The 19,615-nt window shown below is 52.3% G+C and carries 17 protein-coding genes and 1 pseudogene; 7 read left to right on the top strand and 11 right to left on the bottom strand.

Going from position 1 to position 19,615, the window contains the following annotated elements; all coding sequences use genetic code 11:
• The first annotated feature begins 59 nt into the window (after positions 1-59).
• Entirely contained in the window at positions 60-653 is a 594-nt protein-coding gene (locus CO251_RS11295) for an HNH endonuclease (protein ID WP_103375929.1), read from the top strand.
• A gap of 2 nt (positions 654-655) precedes the next feature.
• Here the strand turns inward: CO251_RS11295 and CO251_RS11290 are convergent, their stop codons facing one another.
• Positions 656-1,072 carry a hypothetical protein gene (locus CO251_RS11290; protein ID WP_103375928.1) on the bottom strand — a complete coding sequence of 139 codons (417 nt, stop codon included), beginning with the start codon at positions 1,070-1,072 and terminating at the stop codon, positions 656-658.
• A gap of 138 nt (positions 1,073-1,210) precedes the next feature.
• On the opposite strand from CO251_RS11290, the gene CO251_RS11285 reads away from it, so the two are divergent.
• Entirely contained in the window at positions 1,211-1,786 is a 576-nt protein-coding gene (locus tag CO251_RS11285; RefSeq protein ID WP_158246308.1) for a TetR/AcrR family transcriptional regulator, read from the top strand.
• A complete protein-coding gene (locus tag CO251_RS11280; RefSeq protein ID WP_158246307.1) occupies positions 1,783-3,165 on the top strand; it encodes an MFS transporter in 1,383 nt (460 codons plus the stop codon). Before CO251_RS11285 ends, CO251_RS11280 begins: the two co-directional genes overlap by 4 nt.
• Positions 3,166-3,225: 60 nt before the next feature.
• Here CO251_RS11280 and CO251_RS11275 read toward each other — a convergent pair whose 3' ends face one another.
• Positions 3,226-4,662, bottom strand: coding sequence for an APC family permease (locus CO251_RS11275; RefSeq protein ID WP_242968564.1), 1,437 nt, complete (start codon positions 4,660-4,662; stop codon positions 3,226-3,228).
• Between the two features lie 563 nt (positions 4,663-5,225).
• Here CO251_RS11275 and CO251_RS17915 point away from each other — a divergent pair.
• Positions 5,226-5,712 (top strand): annotated as a pseudogene (locus CO251_RS17915) (methyl-accepting chemotaxis protein); the annotation flags it as partial.
• Between the two features lie 91 nt (positions 5,713-5,803).
• Entirely contained in the window at positions 5,804-6,433 is a 630-nt protein-coding gene (locus CO251_RS11265; protein WP_103375924.1) for a hypothetical protein, read from the top strand.
• A gap of 374 nt (positions 6,434-6,807) precedes the next feature.
• On the opposite strand, the gene CO251_RS11260 is transcribed toward CO251_RS11265, so the two are convergent.
• From CO251_RS11260 to CO251_RS11240, 5 genes are all read right to left on the bottom strand, one after another.
• Complete coding sequence (locus CO251_RS11260) at positions 6,808-7,257, bottom strand: MarR family winged helix-turn-helix transcriptional regulator (protein WP_103375923.1); 450 nt, start codon at positions 7,255-7,257, stop codon at positions 6,808-6,810.
• Between the two features lie 149 nt (positions 7,258-7,406).
• Complete coding sequence (argS, locus tag CO251_RS11255; protein ID WP_103375922.1) at positions 7,407-9,068, bottom strand: arginine--tRNA ligase; 1,662 nt, start codon at positions 9,066-9,068, stop codon at positions 7,407-7,409.
• Positions 9,069-9,087: 19 nt separating this feature from the next.
• Positions 9,088-9,945 (bottom strand): agmatinase, encoded by an 858-nt coding sequence (speB, locus tag CO251_RS11250; protein WP_103375921.1) that lies wholly within the window; start codon positions 9,943-9,945, stop codon positions 9,088-9,090.
• Positions 9,942-10,754, bottom strand: coding sequence for a polyamine aminopropyltransferase (gene speE, locus CO251_RS11245; RefSeq protein WP_103375920.1), 813 nt, complete (start codon positions 10,752-10,754; stop codon positions 9,942-9,944). Before speE ends, speB begins: the two co-directional genes overlap by 4 nt.
• Positions 10,755-10,788: 34 nt before the next feature.
• Positions 10,789-11,250 carry a pyruvoyl-dependent arginine decarboxylase gene (locus tag CO251_RS11240; protein WP_103375919.1) on the bottom strand — a complete coding sequence of 154 codons (462 nt, stop codon included), beginning with the start codon at positions 11,248-11,250 and terminating at the stop codon, positions 10,789-10,791.
• 243 nt (positions 11,251-11,493) lie between these two features.
• Between CO251_RS11240 and CO251_RS11235 the strand changes: the two genes are divergently transcribed.
• Entirely contained in the window at positions 11,494-13,593 is a 2,100-nt protein-coding gene (locus tag CO251_RS11235; RefSeq protein ID WP_103375918.1) for a transglycosylase domain-containing protein, read from the top strand.
• On the opposite strand, the gene CO251_RS11230 is transcribed toward CO251_RS11235, so the two are convergent.
• The 3 genes from CO251_RS11230 to CO251_RS11220 form a co-directional block, all read right to left on the bottom strand.
• Positions 13,582-14,442, bottom strand: coding sequence for a PhzF family phenazine biosynthesis protein (locus CO251_RS11230; RefSeq protein ID WP_158246306.1), 861 nt, complete (start codon positions 14,440-14,442; stop codon positions 13,582-13,584). The genes CO251_RS11235 and CO251_RS11230 overlap by 12 nt on opposite strands.
• Before the next feature lie 160 nt (positions 14,443-14,602).
• Positions 14,603-14,797: a hypothetical protein gene (locus tag CO251_RS11225; RefSeq protein WP_103375916.1), complete on the bottom strand. Its 195-nt coding sequence runs from the start codon at positions 14,795-14,797 to the stop codon at positions 14,603-14,605.
• Positions 14,794-15,519, bottom strand: a complete 726-nt coding sequence (locus tag CO251_RS11220) for a VIT1/CCC1 transporter family protein (RefSeq protein ID WP_103375915.1) — start codon at positions 15,517-15,519, stop codon at positions 14,794-14,796. Before CO251_RS11220 ends, CO251_RS11225 begins: the two co-directional genes overlap by 4 nt.
• Positions 15,520-15,654: 135 nt before the next feature.
• Here CO251_RS11220 and CO251_RS11215 point away from each other — a divergent pair, with 135 nt between their 5' ends.
• A complete protein-coding gene (locus CO251_RS11215; RefSeq protein ID WP_103375914.1) occupies positions 15,655-16,662 on the top strand; it encodes a lipoate--protein ligase in 1,008 nt (335 codons plus the stop codon).
• 893 nt (positions 16,663-17,555) lie between these two features.
• Here CO251_RS11215 and CO251_RS11205 read toward each other — a convergent pair.
• Positions 17,556-18,362, bottom strand: a complete 807-nt coding sequence (locus CO251_RS11205; RefSeq protein WP_103375912.1) for a dienelactone hydrolase family protein — start codon at positions 18,360-18,362, stop codon at positions 17,556-17,558.
• Positions 18,363-19,615: the final 1,253 nt, after the last annotated feature.

Genomic DNA, 19,615 nt, shown 5'->3' with positions numbered 1-19,615 from the left:
ACAAACGATTGGGCGACTCGCCTCCCTTTTGTTATAATTAAGGAGAAGGAGGCCACACGATGAACGACCCGGCTGTGGAGAAGATTCCGGTTGTGGACTTAAAAGGGCGCGCTCTCACGCCATGTTCCCTAGCCAAAGCTGAACAGAATCTCCAAGATGGGTTGGCACGTCTTATCGACGGCGTGCTGCACCTCAACTATCTGCCAATGGCCTACCGTAAGGTTTACCGGATGGTTAGACGGCGAGACGGTTATACTTGTGCATGGTGCCATGGACCAGGATCCACATTAGAGCATGTATTACCTATTTCTTGGGGCGGCCGCACCACAATGGACAACTGTGTCATTGCGTGCCGAGCCTGTAATCATTCCCGTAACAATGCGCTGCCTTCGCAATTTATCGCTTGGACGGGATTTAAGCCTACTCATCCTGTGATTTTGCGCATTTTGCATAACGAAGAACAGGAGTTACGCAAAGCGAGACGATCCTTGCGCAACCGTCCCATTGAATCTTGCGCGAGTAAAGAAGAAGCCCAGATCTGGGTTGCCTTTCATCAAGGCGCGTTTGATACCTCAAGACCCGCCCCGCCGGATCAACCAAGCAGTCGCTTCCGTCCGGATTCGCGGCCTTTTTTGCAGTTTTTTGTCCCCTAAGATTACGAAGGTTGCCAACTCCCCAAAACCGTTTGTCCCAAAGTTTCTTGAGACTTAGGCACGCGAATCCGAATCGCTTTCGTGCCACCGTGATCCGTCCATACCGCGTAATACGTCACTTGCTTATGTCGTACGATTTTCCATTCGTGTATGTGCGGCGAGACCCGCGTAATGGGTTTTGCCATCCGTGGAAGCTTGTTCAAGGAAAATCGCGCTAAAAAGCGTAGCCCCTCGCCATGATGTCCAGACTCCACATAAGCCTGTCCGTGGTCTAATGCGTGCCATGAGGCAGGAATCGTCACGCTTTCATGATGTACGTGCACCACATGCCAGTGACCACTTTGCGAGCCGAGCCAAATACCACCTACTACGATTGCAGCTACCGCCGCTGCTCCTGAAATCCAAGCCACCGTTTTCATAACTCTATGATAACACCTTTGCTTTCGGCAGGGAGACAGAATCTTGTTCTCATCAATAATGACCACAGTCACTGACTAAAGCCATTGACTATGGTCATTATGCCTTCTTATAATCGGCTGCAGAAAGGAGCATCCCCTATGTCGACTCGCACTGTGCAAAAACACGCAACGCACCAGAAAATTTTCTCAACCGCCCTACACCTGTTCCGCACCCAAGGATTTGAGCAAACGTCTGTCGACCAGATTGTGCGCGCTGCCGGCGTCTCCAAAGGCTCATTTTTTGTGCATTTTCCTACTAAAAAAGCCATCTTCACCACATATGTGGACCACCTCACCGACACTTTTTTGCCATCTTTGCCAAAGTGGCTGGCATTGCCTCCTATCGACGGCTTACATCAGGCGACAAAAGCCTTAACACAGGTCGCCGAACAAGACTATGCCCTTCTGCCCTACATTATTGAAGCCGAGTTGCTCGCAGAGCCGTGGGATGATGGACGCCTTAGCAGCCTTCATCACATCTTCGACCCGTTAATAACACACGCGCAATCAGCTGGCGTGGTGCGCTCTGACCTGTCAGCAGCACAGTTGGCGGACCACTGGTTATCGACCTTCTTTATCTCTTTGATTTGGGCATTTCGCCATGGCGAACCTCTAACGTCAGGATGTGCCGTGCCTTTACAACTTGCCTGGGAAGGAATGAGAAACCCCTCATGAAGGATCTTCAACGTCTAACGACTAGTGTGATGTTGGCCACTTTCCTGGCGGCGTGGGACAGTACGGTCGTTGGCACAATTGGCCCATCCATCGCCAAGTCACTAGGAGGCTTAGCCTGGTATCCTTGGATGCTCACGGGCTTTATGGTGATGACGACCGTCTTCACGCCTATTACGGGCTACCTCTCCGATTACCAACCGCCAGAAATTCTTTACCAGTGGAGTATTGGCATCTTTCTAGTCGGATCGTTAACCAGCGGCACCGCTTTGTCCATGGGCTGGTTTATTGTCGGCCGCCTCATCCAGGGTGCCGGCGCTGGAGGCATTCTGACTCTGGGATTAATCCTCATGGGCCGCCATTTTCAAGGATCTGAGCGGATTCAGATGCAAGGGCGGCTGAGCACTATGTGGGGACTTGCCGGCCTATTAGGCCCCACACTCGGGGGGATAACGGCTCAGTGGCTATCATGGCGCGGACTGTTTGCCGTGAATATCATTCTTGGCGTGCTAGCTCTTATCGTCTTGGGTTCTCTTCGTTCTTCTCCACCACGCACAACGTCCGTGCCGTTCGATGCGCCAGGCGCCTTATGGCTTGCCGGCTGGTTGAGTGCCGCCGCTAGTGCCGTAACCGCATGGCAGCACGCCTCCTTCCACCTCTTAGGGTCAGGACTGCTGGTGGCAGCACTGGGGATGTTCGTGTTGTGGATACATGCGGAAAGACGCGCTGCCCATCCACTCATTCCCATGACTTGGCTCTTTGAGAAGCCCGTCTCGTGGCCCAGCCTTTTGGCTCTTGTGGCCAGCGGGTCGCTGTACGCCGCCGTACTCATTGTACCCCTGTGGTTGTCTATGACCTGGCGCTTTTCGCCGGAAGCAGTAGGTCTCGCTATCTTACCATTGCCCGTGGCTTGGGCGGTCGGCAGCCTTATGACGTCTCCCCTGATTCACCGTCTTCACATCGCCGCCACTTTGCGCCTAGGGTTTTTAGGGATGATGATAGGTCTGGTGCTCCCTGACTTGGCTACAAGCGCAGGTCAATGGCCGTGGATTGTTCTAGGCAATATCTTTTTAGGCTTAGGCGTCGGCGTGGTCATTATGACAACCTTAACGATGGTGCAATTGGCCATTGCGCCGGACTCTTTAGGGCGTGCCACAGGCTTTTATAATTTAGCCCGCAATATTGGCAACACCCTAGGGCCTGGGCTCTTGGGCGGTCTAGTCTTTTTGATGTGGCAACCCCTTAAACGCTCCTCTTTAGCTATCAAAGCTCTGCGCTTAACCACCGCTGTGCATGACGTGAATGCCGCTCTCATTTTGCTCATTGCAGCGTTGACACTGCTGTCTCTCAAAACCACAACGAACCCCCATCTTGCAAAGTAAAAGGCTCCCCCCAACAATCTTGGGGGGAGCCTTGAGCTTCCCAGCGGTCTTCATAGCCGTTTAGTCAGCTACGGCGACCTGGTCATTGGGCACATCATCCGTCGCCGGCTGCAACGGAGCTTGACGAAAATACGGCTGTCCCTGCGCCCAATAGATGCCTAGGGGAATAAGCCCCAGCACCATCGAGCCCATCCCGATCAGCACTGTGGTAGCCCCTAAGCTTTCCAGAGACTGGAAAAGAATCCAAAACATAAACAAGGCTCCGATCAAAGGCCAAAGCCCGATAAACAGCAAATTGCTAAAGGATTTGAAGAGCCATTCGCGGTACGCCACCACCACAGCTAGCCCCGCTAAGCCATAATAAATCGCAATTTGCAAGCCAATCGCATTAATGGCATCGGTCATAATCGTGCTCACAGAGCCAATAAAGTTCGAAGCCACAAATAAGACCAAAGAAAGAATTCCGACGACAATGCTGGCAATCCATGGCGTCCGCCACCGCGGATGGACCGCGGCAAAGACCCGCGGCAACGTGTGGTCCCGTCCCATCGCAAATAACGAGCGTGTCACCTGAATCAGCGTGGTTTCTAACGTCGCAATCGTCGAAAGCATCACCGCAAAGGACAATATAGTGCCGCCGACCCCTGGCCAAATCTTCTGGCCTAGCACGGCCAACACATCCGCACTGTTTGCATTAATCACAGAAGCCGATAGCGTCATATTGGTCGCCACCGTAAAAATCTCAAACAAGAGAAACACAATCACCACGCCGTACAGGCCCCCCTGTCCGGGTAATGTCTTGGCGTTTTTCGTCTCTTCGTTCAGGTTTGCGCTGACGTCCCAGCCCCAATAGTAAAACGCGGCGACTAACGCGCCCGCTGCAAATCCGCTCACCCCTTTGAATTTTGTCAACGCAAACCATGACCAGGAAAAATGCATGCGCGCATCTGTGCTGGCATGGATAATCGCCAACACCGCAAAAACAAGCAAAATAGCGACTTCCACCGCCGACATCATCCACTGCACCCGGGTCGTGATCCGTATCCCAATCATCACCATGATAGCCATGGCAATAAACCATAAACTCCCGACAATCGTCACCAATAGAACATTGTTGGCCCAATGCGGATTAAAGAGCGCTAACGTCACCGATCCCGCGGGCAACGATCCCGCCACCATAAACAAGGTTGCCGATACCAAGAGCGCCCATCCCGCGATATAGCCCAAAATAGGATGCAACGATCGTCCCACCCACGCGTAGCTCGCCCCCGCATTGGTCTGCATCTTCCCTAAATACATAAAAGCCCACGCAATACCAAACATCGGAATGCCGCAATAGAGCAATGCTGCAGGCCCTTGCATGGCCACAGCCCCAATTAACACGGCAGTCGACGCCGCGATGGAATACGCCGGAGCACTGCCCGCTATCGCCATGATAATGGCGTCAAACCGTCCTAACACATTGGCGTCAAGACCCACTCTCTGTGGTTGATTCACCCACTCGTCCTCCTTATCAATCCCCTTTGTCATGTCGTCCTGAAGACCACCACGGAGAATGCGCATTCCATCGTCTTGCCGTATCGTTCTCACCGCAGCAAAGCGCGCAGCGCCGACCTCTCCTTGGACCTTCCCTAAAACGCAAAACCGCCAGGGGCAACTGAGACCAAGGACCACAAGCTGAATTTTTCATCATTCACGTAGGAAGCCAGTCCGAACAAGATGCTGGGCAGCATCTTCGGCCATCAACTGACCGACACCTGCAATATTCGCGCTCTCACCCTAAATTCCCTTGTTCATCATGCCCACTTCACACAGAAAATTTTTCCCAACTGCCCAATGCGGTAAAGTATGTGAAACTTACTAGCTCGCCATAATTTCCTGGTGTGCGTCTCTATTGACACAACTCCCCCATTATAGCCAAGATCAGCAGGGGTAAGTCGCCCGGGATTTCATGACCGCCCGTCCTAAAGAGTGATGTCGTTATCACTACGCAGGGGGATAAAGCCTACATATTACGTCTGACAAAGCCATTTATTTTTCGCATACGAAAGGTGGATATTATGTCATCATCCATGGCATTGGCCTGGAGCGAGCAACTAAACGCTGTCATCCATGCCTATGAGAACCTAGTTGAAGCGTGGTGGGATCTGCAAGCAGCTAGTCATGAACTTGAAGGCATCGCGACAACCACAAAAGAAGTAACGGCAGCCGTAGAGACGGTAGCAGGTCATGCACAGCAGGTCCAAGATGGTTTAACCATCATCCGCAAGCACGTAGCTTTGGCAGATGATGTCCCCGCCCACCTTCAAGCCGCTGCAAGTCAAGTCTCTTCAGCAGTCTCTGGCGTAGTGCGTGAAGTTACCCTACTCACCTCGCAGGTGCATGAAGTGGGACAACTGGTCTCAGTGGTGACAGAAGTTGCCGACTCTACAAACCTTTTAGCGCTCAATGCGGCCATTGAAGCCGCGCGCGCTGGTGACGCTGGGCGTGGATTTGCGGTCGTCGCTGATGAGGTTCGGGCGCTTGCCCAACGCACGAAAAGCTCCACCAATAATGCACTAAAAGTGCTCGATACGGTACACAGGCAGCAGACCGTACCCAAGGCGTCTCGACTGCTGTCCAAAGTGATGCGGATGCTATGGGCCACACGGTAGAGCAAACCCAGACGGCTCTCGGTGGCATCGTCGAATCGCTTGAAACCATCTTGCCTTTGTTAACGACCACATTGCTTGCCGTGCAGGAACAAAAGTCTTCGTTAGAGGCGGTCGCGGGGCGTCTGGCGGCTCAGCAACAAGCTGTGCATGCAACCGTCGGAGCCTTTGGGCAATCCACTCGGTTTCTCGCCGACGCCGTACAGCAGGCCGAGCAGAACCGGCACAACGCAATTGAAGCCGCAGGCAGCTTAGCCGTAGCCGATCAATTGCGCTTGGCCATAACCGATCACTACCTGTGGCGGTACCGGTTGTATCAAGCGGCTCTGAAATCCGGCCCAGTACCAGACATCAAGCGCGCAGGCGACTTCCATGGTTGCCGTGTGGGCCAACTTCTCGACACGTTGCGCACAGAGGGCGAGCATCAACAAATCGCCCGGGATCATGAAGTGTTTCACCACCAAACCGTTTCCCTCATCCAAGCGTTACAGCGCTCAGGTTCATGGGACCGAACCCTCTGGCATCAATGGCTAGAACGTGGACAGCAATTGGCCCAATTGCTGGAAGCATGGGCTCAAGACATCCTCCAAAACCCTATGGCATATCAAAAATCTTGACGGACAATGAGAAGATTTCACGCCTTTATTAGAGCTCGGTGGTTTCTATTAGCTGCCTATGTTCCTGTGACATGTCTGACCCAAGCCACGCAAAGGCTTGGGCTTATTTTCTGATGTGTTGGGTTGTGGTGTGTTTAAAGGCACAAACCACGTTGCGAAGTTCGCTGATCCAGCCGCGACCGACTCGGTAAAATTGCTTTGAATGCCAGGACCATGGGCTGCAGGATTACCGGTGATTGCCCTAGGCTTACGCCATTGGTCTATGGCGGTCCCGCCGGGTTGTTCACGCAGCAGGTTGATCTCGCTTAGTTTCTCCCCTGAAGCCGCACGACGCCCTCTTGTATTGTGCGGCTTCCCATACCCATGGCTACGCTTTAGCGCCTTTCATCTTGAGAGAATTCCTTGCTACTATCGCTAACTTTTTTCAGCAACCCTAGCAGTTGCTGCTGATCATCAGGCGACAAAGCTTTTAAATGTTGCTGCCACATCGCGTGCCTCGCAGTCCGCACCGATTCCACCATCGACCGCCCTAACGCGGTGACGGTAAGAAAGTGGCGCCGACGGTCTTGGGAATCGGGTTCTTGTCCTACATACCCTAAATCCCTTAGGCGTCGCAAGACCGATGACGTGGCAGGGCGCCCGACTCCCATCTTGTCTGCTAAGGCGGAGGCGCTAATCGCATGATGCCGATAGAGTATCATCAGCGCTCGAATCTCTGCGCCATTTAGCGCAGGCGTATCGGTTTTAGCACGCCAGCGCCAGCCCAGGCGGACAAACCGCTCCACCTCCATGACAAGTTCCTCGAGTACATCTGAATCGGACACCCCATATCCCCCTTGATTGTGTACATATGCTGTTCATTATGCCATACGCGACAAACGACTAATGGTCACGGAGAGAAAGAAAATACGGCTGCTTTTCGCCGTGATTCATCACGCCAGCGAAAACCAGCCGTACCACACGCGCTTTTTCATCACATGTGTTCAGGAACACTAATGCCTAAAAGGCCCAATCCCAAACTCAGTACCGAAAGTGTCGCTTCGCAAAGGGCAACACGGGCCATCGTGACAGCTGGCGCCTCGTCTAATATGCGGTGTTGGCGATAGAAAGAATGAAAGGCTTGGGCCAACTCCGTCAGATACTTGGGCAGATATTGCGGAGCGCGGTCTAATGCTGCTCGCCTCACAATATCCGGATAGCGCGCCAAGACAAACAGCAATCGACGCTCCAAGGGCTGGGATAATAACGCCGGCTCCCAAATTAATTCGGCATGGACACTCTCTCGCCACTGGCGTAAGACACTATGAATCCGCGCCGCGGCATATTGAATGTAAAACACCGGATTATCGTTGCTCTTCAACTCAGCTAAACCCAAGTCAAAATCCATCGGTGTATTGGGAGCCCGCTCTAAGAAAAAGAACCGCGCGGCATCCACGCCTACTTCCTCAATCAGGTCGGCAAGCGCCACAAATTGCCCACCCCGTTTGGACATGCGCACGAGCTCGCCATCACGCACAAGCCTAACCAATTGAATGATCATCACATCAAAGTGATCGGGGGCATAGCCCAAAGCCGTAACCAAGGCGCGCATACGGCCAATATAGCCATGATGATCCGGGCCTAATAAATCAATCACCCAATCATAGCCACGCTCAAATTTCTGGGCATGATAGGCTGCATCGGGGACAAAATACGTGTACGTGCCATCAGATTTCACTAACACGCGGTCCTTGTCGTCCCCAAACCGCGTGGACATAAACCATTTCGCGCCCTCTGCTTCTTGCACCACACCCAAATCCTCGAGACGCTGCACAATGTGCTCCGGAGCCTGCTGGTCCCGCAGGTCCTTTTCAAACGTCCAGTGCTCAAATGTTACGCCAAACGTTTTCAACACCTGCTCTTGCTCAGAACGAAGGACTTCGGCCCCATATTGTCCAAGCATCCACAACGTATCAGGGGTTGGCTGCTCGGCCACAAATGCGGGATGCTGCTTAAGGTATTGCCGCGCAACCTCGATCACATACTCTCCTGGGTAAACCCCTTCCGGCCACTCCTCTATGATGTGGCCCTGGAGTTCTTGAATGCGCAAGAATATCGCATGGCCCAGCTTCCCAATCTGGTTGCCGGCATTGTTCACATAAAATTCGCGATCCGCATGGTATCCACTAACATTCATGATGCGCGCCATGGCATCACCCACGGCAGCCGCGCGTCCGCTCACAATGACTAAAGGTCCCGTCGGGTTGGCCGATACAAATTCAATCAGCACTCGTTGCCCTTGACCCGCATCATTGTGCCCATATTGGGGCCCTTGCACACGAATATCATTGACGACTTGGGCAAGCCAAGGTGTCTGCAAGGTGAAGTTAAGAAAGCCCGGGCCCGCCGCTTCAACCGACGCTAACATTGGTATGCTCTGACGCAAAAATTCGGCCAAAGGTTGGGCCAAGGCTTGCGGAGCCGTTCGCATCGGCTTAGCGGCGCGCAAGCAGACACTGGTGGTCAAATCCCCATGCCCCGTCTCCGTGGGAACGTCCACGTCCGCAAGGTCTGCCAATTCTGGGTGGCCTTGACGCGCAAACCACTGAGCAATCCCTTCTTGTATGGCGAAGCGCGCGTCATCTAATCGTGCCATGGAAATTCCTCCTGCCCTCTTACCCCATTGCTACGAGGGCTTCCCGGACCAATTTAGCTGCCAACACTGCTGAACGCTGCGACAAATCATGAGCGGGCATGGTTTCCACTAAATCCATGCTCACCACATTCAAGTCCTTCAACAGGCTCACAGCTTCGAGGGCCTCGCGGGACGAAATTCCCCCGGGCTCGGGTGTCCCCGTCCCCGGCATAAATGCCGGATCAATGACGTCAATATCCATGGTGACATACACGGGACGCCCTCGCAACTCACCCATCATTTGTTTTAATGGCTGAACCACTTCATGTGGGAAAAAGTGACCAAACTCCCGGGCATATCGCACCTCTTCCCGGGTCGCGGAACGAATCCCAAACTGGTAGAGGTGTCCGGGTTGAATCCATTCGCTGACCCGGCGCAAAACCGTGGCGTGCGAAAGTTTTTCGCCCATATAGTCTTCCCGCAAATCTGCGTGCGCGTCAAAATGGATGACCACCACATCAGGATAGCGCTTGACCACAGCCTGAATCAGGGGCAAAGTCACTAAGTGCTCGCCTCCGAGAGCAAAAAACTTCTTGTCCTGCGACAATACAGTCTCAGCGGCCAAGTTAATGCGAGCAAGACTTTCTTCGACGTTGCCAAATGGCAACTCGATTTCACCTGCATCATGAATCTGAAGATCTTCCAAATCCCGATCTTGCGCTAACGAATAGGTTTCAATAGCGTAAGACGCCTCGCGAACCCGGGCCGGACCAAACCGTGAGCCCGGCTGAAACGACACGGTAAAATCCATCGGAATCCCAAAATACACCCATTGGGCTTGCTCAAAATCGGCATTCATGCCTAAGAAGCGATCGGTGCGGCTAAAGACGTCCCTCATCGAATGAGATCCTCCACAAACCGAGGCAAGGCAAAGCAACTGCGCTGAATTTCCGGCGTCCAATACCGCGTCGGGAAGGAAACAGAACGGGGCGTCCCCAGTGTCTCTTTAGACCCTAGCGTAAAGCTCCATAACCCCGAGGGGTAGGTAGGAATAGCAGCCAGATACAAGCGGGTCACGGGAAAAGACTGCGAGACCCCCGTCATCACGCGTTGGATAATATGGGGCTGCAAAAAGGGGGACTCCGATTGCGCGACCATTATCCCATTCTCACTTAAGGCGTCATAGATGCTACGGTAAAACTCGGGGACAAACAAGCCTTCCGCCGGTCCTACCGGATCCGTGGAATCCACAATAATCAGGTCAAAATCGCGCGCTTCTTGCACCCAACGAATGCCATCGGTAAAGTGCACATGGGCCCTTTCATCGTCAAGGGCCTCCGAAATTTCCGGAAGAAACCGCTTGCTTGCCTCGACAACCTTTTCGTCAATCTCAATCAGGTGAGCCTCTTCCACACTTGGGTGTTTCAGGATTTCCCGAATGGCCCCCCCATCTCCGCCCCCAATGACGGCCACTTTGCGTGGTTGGGGATGTAAAGTCAAAGGCACATGGGTAATCATCTCGTGATAGACGAACTCATCTTGAATGGTCGTCTGAATGGCCCCGTCCAATACCAACATGCGCCCGAACGGCACCGTGTCCAACACCGCCAATTCTTGATATGGCGTCTGTTCGTGCCACAGCACCCGTGACACTTTCAACCCCAGACTCACTGCCTGCGTCTGTAATTCTGTAAACCAGGTATTCATCGCTGTTCATCCGCCTTTCTGCCGTGATTCCGGCTTAATACCACAACGCGACTGCAGCAAATGCGCAGCCGATGGACTCTACCTGGTGTTCCGCAGATTGCACCAACACGGTTTTCAGCGTCCGTTTGCGCTGGGCAAAGGCAGCACGAGCCATTTCGGCGACCGTCTCCTCCGCCTCTTCGCGTCCACAGCGTCCGGAGAACTCCATAATCACGCCATATTCGTCCTCTTCGCCAATGCCGACTGCGACCGCCGCAGCAATCTTCTCCCCGGCCAAGTCTGAGGTAATGGTTCCGTACGCCGTAGGCAGCAGTTGGCCTGGAATAATCTCCAAATGCGGCACCAAAATGGCTTTAGGGGGAAGAATCGAACTGACACGCAGAAGATTGACATTGCCAATCCCAGCCGCCAACAGCGCATTGTCAAATGCATTAAGCCGGCTCGGGCCTTCTGCTGAACCAGACACGAGCGTAAATTTCTTTGGGGTTTCGAGCAACGGTGTGCCTCCTTATTCGGACAAATTTCCTTGCAAATTATAGCAAACGTCCAGAGGAATACAATCTTTAATTGATGGACAGTCGTCATATTCCGACACAAAGGAATTGTGACCATTGCCGCCAGCTTTCATACTGCAAGCACCAAACCCGACAGATTTGAGCAATTGTGGAAGACAATGGTGCAATGATTGCCTTGACGATACGCCATACTAACCCAAACAAGGGACGAAAGGGGTTCTGTCATGGAAAGTCGCCGGCAGCGCAAAAACCGCAAACGCTCAAGTCTGACCGCATGGATTAGGCGGCTAACCGACCGCATTGGCAATACCGCCGCGACCATCAGTTTACCGGCTGTGGTCATTGGCGCGACCGTATTGCTCTTACCCACCGCGTGGTTGGCTCTGCCCGTACCACAATTGCCTGCTGATACGAGAATTTATGACCAACATGGCCATTTGGTCAGCGTGCTCACCGGGGCTGAAAACCGCATCCCCGTTAGTTATCAGGATGTCCCTGCGTCGATGCAAAATGCCCTAGTGGCTATTGAAGACGATACCTATTGGATTGAACCGGCGATTGATCCCCTAGGCATTACTCGCGCGGCTCTGGTCGACATTACAAGTCACCAGATTTTGCAAGGCGGAAGCACGATTACCCAACAATTGGCCAAAAATCTCTATTTAAGTGATAGGCGGACATTTTCTCGCAAATTCAAAGAACTATTCATTACCCTAAAACTCTCCACCATGTTCAATAAACGCCAAATCTTGTCCATGTACCTCAACGACGTCTATTTTGGGGAAGGAGCCTATGGAGTTGAGGCGGCTTCTGAAACCTATTTCGGTCATTCCGTCCGCTACTTAACCTTGCCGGAGGCCGCGCTACTCGCGGGCATCGTGAATGCCCCTTCTTATGACGACCCCTATATTCATCCGGAAATTGCCCGTCAACGCCGCAATGTCGTCCTTGCGCGCATGGAAAGCCTGCATTATATTACGAAAAGCCAAGAACTAGCCGCCCAAAGCGCGCCGCTAAATCTCGCGAACAATCCCCCACTGGGCGACCGTGCCCCCTATTTCACCAAATTTATCGCCAACGAATTGACGCGATTAGATCCGAAGATTGGAAAAAATCTCTATGATGGAGGTTATGCTGTCACCACGACCATGAATTGGACTATGCAGCAAGCCGCCCAAAATGCGGTGTCGTGGTATCTTCCTTCTACCACCGATGTGCATGGCGTGCCCGAGCCGGAAGTAGGTCTTTGTGCCATCAACCCGAGCAACGGCTACATCGAAGCGCTGGTAGGTGGGGACAATTATGCTAAAACGCAGCTCGACCGCGCAACCCAAGCTTTGCGGCAGCCCGGTTCGACCATGAAATATTTCTTATATACCACCGTTATTCACGACGGCTATCCGACGTCAAGTGTCAAAGATTCCGCGCCTGTACGGTTTCCTGCGGGACATGGCAAATGGTATGTGCCCCACAATTATGGTCATGTGTATAATGGCCCATTGACCATTCGCCGCGCCATTGCGGAATCTGACAATATTGTTGCCGTAAAGTGGATGGATACCGTAGGACCGCCGGCCATGATCCACATGGCGCATGAAATGGGTATTACGAGCCCGCTAGCAGATAATTTGACAACGGCTCTCGGATCGTCGGATGTGACCCCTTACGAAATGGCCCGGGGTGTTTCCACCCTCGCCAATGGCGGCTACCGCATTCGGCCCTTTGGCGTGCTGAAAGTCGTCGATCAAAATGGGCGAACCATCTTTCAAGATGCTCCCCATAAAACCCGCGTCTTAAGTCCGCAAGTGGCATACGTCACCACGAATCTGTTCACCGCGCCCTTATTAAGCTCCGTCGGGACTGCCCATGACCTCGAGCCCATCATCAACCGTCCCGCCGCAGCCAAAACCGGCACCTCGTCTAAACAGCGCGACGCTTGGCTTGTCGGATTTACGCCGCAGCTGGCTGCAGCCGTCTGGGTCGGCAACGACAATGATAGCCCATTGGGCTTGACCGGTGACCGGGGCGCTGGTCCCATTTGGGCCCATTTTATGAAAATGGCCCTAGCCGGCCAGCCGAAAAAGAATTTTCGCCAACCTCCTGGTTTAGTCTGGAAATCCGTCTGCTTTAAAACCGGTTTGTTATCGAATGGATGCTGCAATGCTTACCGAGAGGTGTTCATTAAAGGCCATGCCCCCACCAAAGTCAGTCCGGGCTGCGGCTCAACAGGAAGCGGAAGTGCAGGATCCGGCGGCAGCACATCCTCCGCCGGAACTTCAAACCAGAGTCTTCTCAAAGCGATCTTGAAGGCGTTAACGCCCTAGCGAAACAGCACCTCGAACTGAAGCCACCACGTGTCCGCCAATCTCTAAAGATCCTGGCCTTTGCGTATTGAGCCTCACATGGACTTCAGAAAAACGTTCATCGGTCGTGGTGACCACAAAACGACGGGCTTGGGTTTCGCCTGCGCAATATAAAAGGTAGCTGCCTAAGGCCATGGCTGCGGCCGCCGGGGCAACAAGGTAATGTTCACTAAAATAACGAGCCGTAAAGGCACCTGCGCCACTCAACGCTAATGCATAAAGCCCCTTGGCACCCCACTCTTGGTCCATTGTCAACAGATGTTCCCGACTGACATGGATCTTCGCCAAATCTTGAACACTATTCACAAACACTAAGATCTGCGGCAACTCGCTTGGCACCCAAGCCGGTGGCATCATCCCATTAATCGCGGTGTGCCCAAGGCCACACTGGTTAAGCCACTCGCCGACAGCTGTTGCAAGCCCTTTCACCATCAACGGTGCGGTGGCCATCCAAATCCATTGCTGGTCGTCCTCATGACACACTACACTCTCTTTGGCAGCCGCCAGATGAATCGAGCCTTCTTGTGTTTTCCCTTGCTGCTGCAGCACGTAATAGGCGCCAAGGGCCGCATGGCCCAAGGACGATAACTCGCGTTCGGGTGTAAACAGCCGCGCAAGGCACACCCTGCTGCCATCACTACACTCCGTGACAAAAAGCGTTTCGGGCCCATGCATTTCACGGGCTAACGCTTGCAGCGCCTCTTTCTCCATCTGTGCGGGCACATCATAAAATACGGTCACCGGATTCCCTTGCCATACCTCATGGGCAAAGACATCGACTTGTACAAAGGGCCATTGTTCAGTATTCACACGGTTCCCCTCATTTAGGATTTGACATAGCTGTTGAACATTCGCAGATGTTTTCTTAAGACATCTATTGACATCCTAAAACAAAAAGGACGAAACCAGCAAATTTTTCCAAGAAATTTTTGGTGGGCATAAAAAACAGGCGGTTTCCCGCCCGTCTGAACTACAACGGTCGACACTGTGCCATCCAAACTCTTCGCAGACCCGGGCTCATGCCTTGGATTGTCGGCAGCCATAGCATCTGCCACAGCACATAAAACGCCCAGGCCGCTTCAGGGTCAAACCATACGCCTCCGGCTTCTTCCTCTTCATCCAGCAAGTCGGCTAATGCCTGTCGATATAGGGCGTCTGGCGTCATGCGAGCAAGTCCGCCAACCCATGGCCGGCAAAAATTCCGACGGCGATAGCGATGGCCGTCACCAACAAAAATTGCGCCCCGCCTTTTAGCCACGACGTTTTCCCCACGACCGCTTTGAGGACCCCCAAACCAAATGCCGTGGTGACCGCCAACGCCATCGCCCAAATAAGGGCCGTGTGCGGATTGGCAATGATGACATAAGGCAATACGGGCGGTAGCGATCCTAAGATGACGGCACCGGCCATAATCAACGCCGACCGCCACGGGTGATCCATACTTTCCAACATAATCCCCAATTCTTCTTTCATCATAAAGTCTACCCAACGATCCTTATCCGATGTAATGTGTTTCGTCAACATCTCCACTTGTTCCTGAGTAAAGCCTTGCGCTTTATAAATCCCTTCCACTTCGGCAATTTCTTCATGCGGGACCTCATGCACCTCGCGCATTTCACGTGACCGTTCCGCCAAGAAATACTCATTTTGGGCGACTGTGGCCAAATATTGACCTAGAGCCATGGCGACTGTGGCGGCTACGACCGCTGCGATGGCGGCGATAAGAATTTGGTGCGATGACATGTTGGACGCCGTGACCCCTACAACCAGTCCCGTTATCGAGACTAAGCCATCATTCACGCCGAAAACGACTTCTCGGATTGACCGCGCAGCTGGCGAATGTCTGACGACCTCCGTACGCGCGTGCGGCACTGCATTCTCCGTCATGTTGCCACCCCTTTCAGCGCCATTATACGTAGCCTTCAACTGAGAATCGCCTTAAAGCGAATGAGAATCATTGCTTCTGAAAATGCGTTATGATGAGAACAAGTGCATGACGGATAAAGAAAGAAGGGCAAACCTATGATTCCGATTGTCAACACCTCACATGACCCGCACTTCAATTTGGCTCTAGAAGAGTACGCCGTGCGCTATCTCGATCCCGCGCACAACTACCTGATTTTGTGGCAAAATTCACCCGCCGTCATCATTGGGCGCTATCAAAACACCGCAGAAGAAGTGCATCAGCTGTACTTAGCCGAACATCAGATTGCGGTGGTCAGACGGCTATCGGGCGGTGGCGCCGTCTATCACGACATGGGCAACCTCAATTTCAGTTTGATTGTCTCCACCCAGGGGCAGTCCTTTAATGACTTCCGCTCTTTTACGCTGCCGGTAATTGAAACGCTGGCCCATTACGGCGTAAAAGCTGAACTCTCAAGTCGCAATGATATCACAATAGAAGGTCAAAAGTTTTCAGGTAATGCCCAGTACCGCACAGCTCACCATTTATTGCACCATGGCACGATTCTCTTTGACTCAGATCTCGATGTGGTCGCAAAAGTTCTTAACGTCCGTCAAGATAAAATCGCAAGCAAAGGCATCAAATCGGTACGGAGCCGGGTCACCAATATCAAGCCCTATTTGCCCAAAGACGTAACACTCGAGGCATTTAGCGCCACGTTGGCCACCATCATCGGCAGTCACAACCAAGGCCTGGAACCCGCCTATGCGTGGAGTCCTCAAGATCAAGCCGCCGTCATGGACCTTGTCGCACGCCGGTACGGCACATGGGACTGGAACTGGGGCAAGTCCCCGGCATTCAATCTCACCGCCCACGAAAAATTTGCCCAAGGCAGTATTGACGTGCGGTTGTTTGTAGAAGATGGCATCATTCACGCCTGCCGCATTTACGGAGACTTTTTAGGACAACGCGACATCCACGAGTTCGAAGCGGCCCTTATCCAACAGCGTTATCAATTAGACACGGTTGCACCGATATTAGAAGCGCTGCCTATTGAAGAATACTTTGGCGCCATATCCCGCCAAGAAGTGCTGCAAGTCCTCTTTGACACAAGCCCAGCGCAATAAGAGGCCATCTCTCAAGAGACAGCCTTCTTTAGTAGGAGGCATAGAAAGGCCCCTCCGGATCATCCTTGGAGGGGGTCTTTTCTTAGGCGATCATGGGCGATACAAAGGTTCCGCTGGGCCGGCTTTCTAGGCGGCGATCGCACCCCCAAGGCAGTCTAGTTCCAAGCGCTTAAGCGCTGCGCCAGACGGTCGTGCAATATCATCACATTGCCGTTCCCACCTGCTTGAATAGCTAGACGTTCTATTGCTGCTAACAGGTTTGAGAGCAGTCTCCTCGGATTCAAATCGCTCTGCAAACTGTGTTCGAAATGCCACAGCGCAAAAATCTTTATTACAGATTACAGATCGGTTGATGAGCATAGGCTTTTTACGAGGTCAACGATTTGAATAATCACAGAGACTTTCGAATGGTGTAAGTAAGAACCGTTCCTGTTGTGAGCAGGAGCGGCGATGTGAGGGTTTAGCGACGTTTCTTGCGTCGTGTAATGCAGCACAGAACATACAGTGCTATGGCTCGCAAAGGCAGAGACACTGTGATCGTGACATGCATCGTGCCTCACCATCATTTATAGACCGTCTCTTTATAAGGCAAGCTCTTGTTCGTCTCCATGCAGGTCTGCTGTCCCCATGAGCCCGTCTCGCGACGGTTCTCCCTCCTGCTTCTCTTAGACGCGGCCTGCTGGGATAAGATTACAAAAAAACCGCCGCTTCCGGCGGTTTTTATTACGCGGATTGGAAAAAGCGAGAACCACATGGGAGATGTTGAGTATCTCCCACAATCACTAAAAAAGGCCCCCTCCAAGAATGACCGGAGGGGGCCTGTATGTTTCCTTTGCCCCCTGCACAAAAAGGCCGCCTCTTTTTTGGAACAGCCCCCTCGGTCCTTGTGACTGTTACTTCTTGGCAAAGACTTCATCAAAGAAGGCCAGCGTTTTCGCCCACGTGTCACGCGCCGCATCGGGTGCATAAGAGGCTCTTGTGTCATTGAAGAATGCGTGGCCAGCCCCTGGATAAATTGTGTAGTCATACTCTTTACCCAAAGCTGCCATGGTTTTGGCCACCTCGGGAACCTGATCGGTGATCCGGTGATCTTCGCCTCCGTAAAATCCTTTTACAGGGCACTGAATGTGAGCCATCGCTTGCGGATCTGGTGCAACCCCATAATTGCAAACCGCTCCTTTGAGATCGGGCACCAAGGTGGCCAGTTGAAAAGCGAGAGCGCCACCCATGCAATATCCGACACTGGCGACGTCATGCCCTTGCGATTTGAGGTAGTCAACCCAAAGGGCTAGATCCTTGGCCATTTGGTCAGGATCGCGACGACTAAACAACATCGTATAGGTTTCTTTAAGATCCCTGGCCTCATCATCGGGATAGGCATTCAAATACTGTTGGCGCAGATTTTCATCCATCCATGCCTGCTGCGGCAAAGTATCAAAAAACCGCTTGACAGCCTCGATACGGTCAAACGCGAGCGCAGCGGGACGCCCTCCTTTAGAATACAAATCTGGAGCTAGTGCCAAATATCCCGCCTCAGCATAACGATTGGCCATATCCTGAATGTGTTCATCCGGCCCCCAAATTTCTTGGATTACCAAGATAGCTGGTGCGCCCTCCGATTGACGCTCCCCTTTTGCCTGATAGGCAGACATCGGAAGCCCTTGGTCTTCTATCGTGATCCACTGAGTCTGTAGTTTCATGCCACCACTCCTAATATTGTTACGCGACTTTTATCTTGCTCTTAAACCTTTGTGGATTTGAATCCCATTTAATTTTAACGTAAATCTTGCACCAGAAAAGCAACGCTCGACAATAACCTCAAGGCGTATGTGTCAGGCCGTCACCAAGGGGCTGACATTAGGCTACTTGACCTAAATTAAACGTCTTTCTGAATTCGCACAGGGTGGACTAAGAACGCGCGCATTGTTACCATGGGTTTTATACCAACACACCAATTAGCCCGGAGAACACCTATGCAACCGATAAATCGAGCCCTATGGGTTATAAACCTTGCGCATGGTCTAAGAACTATGGGAACTAGTTTTATGGCTATTATATTTCCGCTATTTGCAGCAAGACTAGGACTACATGCTCTAGGTCTAGGACTCTTTATTGGTGTGGCGGTCTTGTTTGGGTCGATTTATACAGCCTTGTTTACTCGATTAGCCCCAAAACACGGGATCGGACCATTACTCTTCATTTCTTCAATAATGATGGTGATCTCCGGGCTTATATACGTCAATTCCCATTCCCTCCTAGAGCTATTCCCGGTAACTCTCTTGGGTTATGTCCCCCCTAACTCTGGATTGTTTGCCAACTCTCTCGAAGAAGGCTTGTTAGCCCATACCCCCGCAACACAAAGAACTCGCATTTATTCGATCTATGGGATGGTAGGGACCGGAGCTGGAGCCTTGGGTGCACTCTCGGCAGCAGCTCCACATAGTCTTGGGTTTTCAACCTATCAAGGCGAACGGATACTTTTTTGGACATACCTAACTCTAGGGCTGATCGTAAGTATCCTATCTTCACTTCTAATTGTCCGTTACCGTCCCTATTTAACAGCGCTCGGCCCCACACCTCCCTCAACAATTAAAGAGGTACGCTCAGATAAATCTCGAAAATTAATATATCGACTGGCTGGACTTTTTGTTGCAGATAGTATGGGTAGTGGAATGGTTACCACGCCCTTAATAGTTTATTGGCTCCATGTACGGTTTCATATGTCAATGACACATCTGGCAATACTATTTTTCGGAATCGACCTAATGGCGGCCGTATCATTTCCCCTAGCGGCGCGAATTGCACGCTATATTGGGTTATTAAATACAGCCGTATTTACCCACATCCCCTCCTCCATTTTATGGGTATCCGGATTCTGTGATTGATTTTCGGGATTCGACCGCACATGACAATTCGAAGCAAAATCAGATTCTATGATTGATCTGGGTGGCGT

Source organism: Sulfobacillus sp. hq2 (assembly GCF_002903155.1).
Classification (GTDB): domain Bacteria; phylum Bacillota; class Sulfobacillia; order Sulfobacillales; family Sulfobacillaceae; genus Sulfobacillus; species Sulfobacillus thermotolerans.
This window is presented reverse-complemented; position numbering and strand designations above follow the sequence as displayed.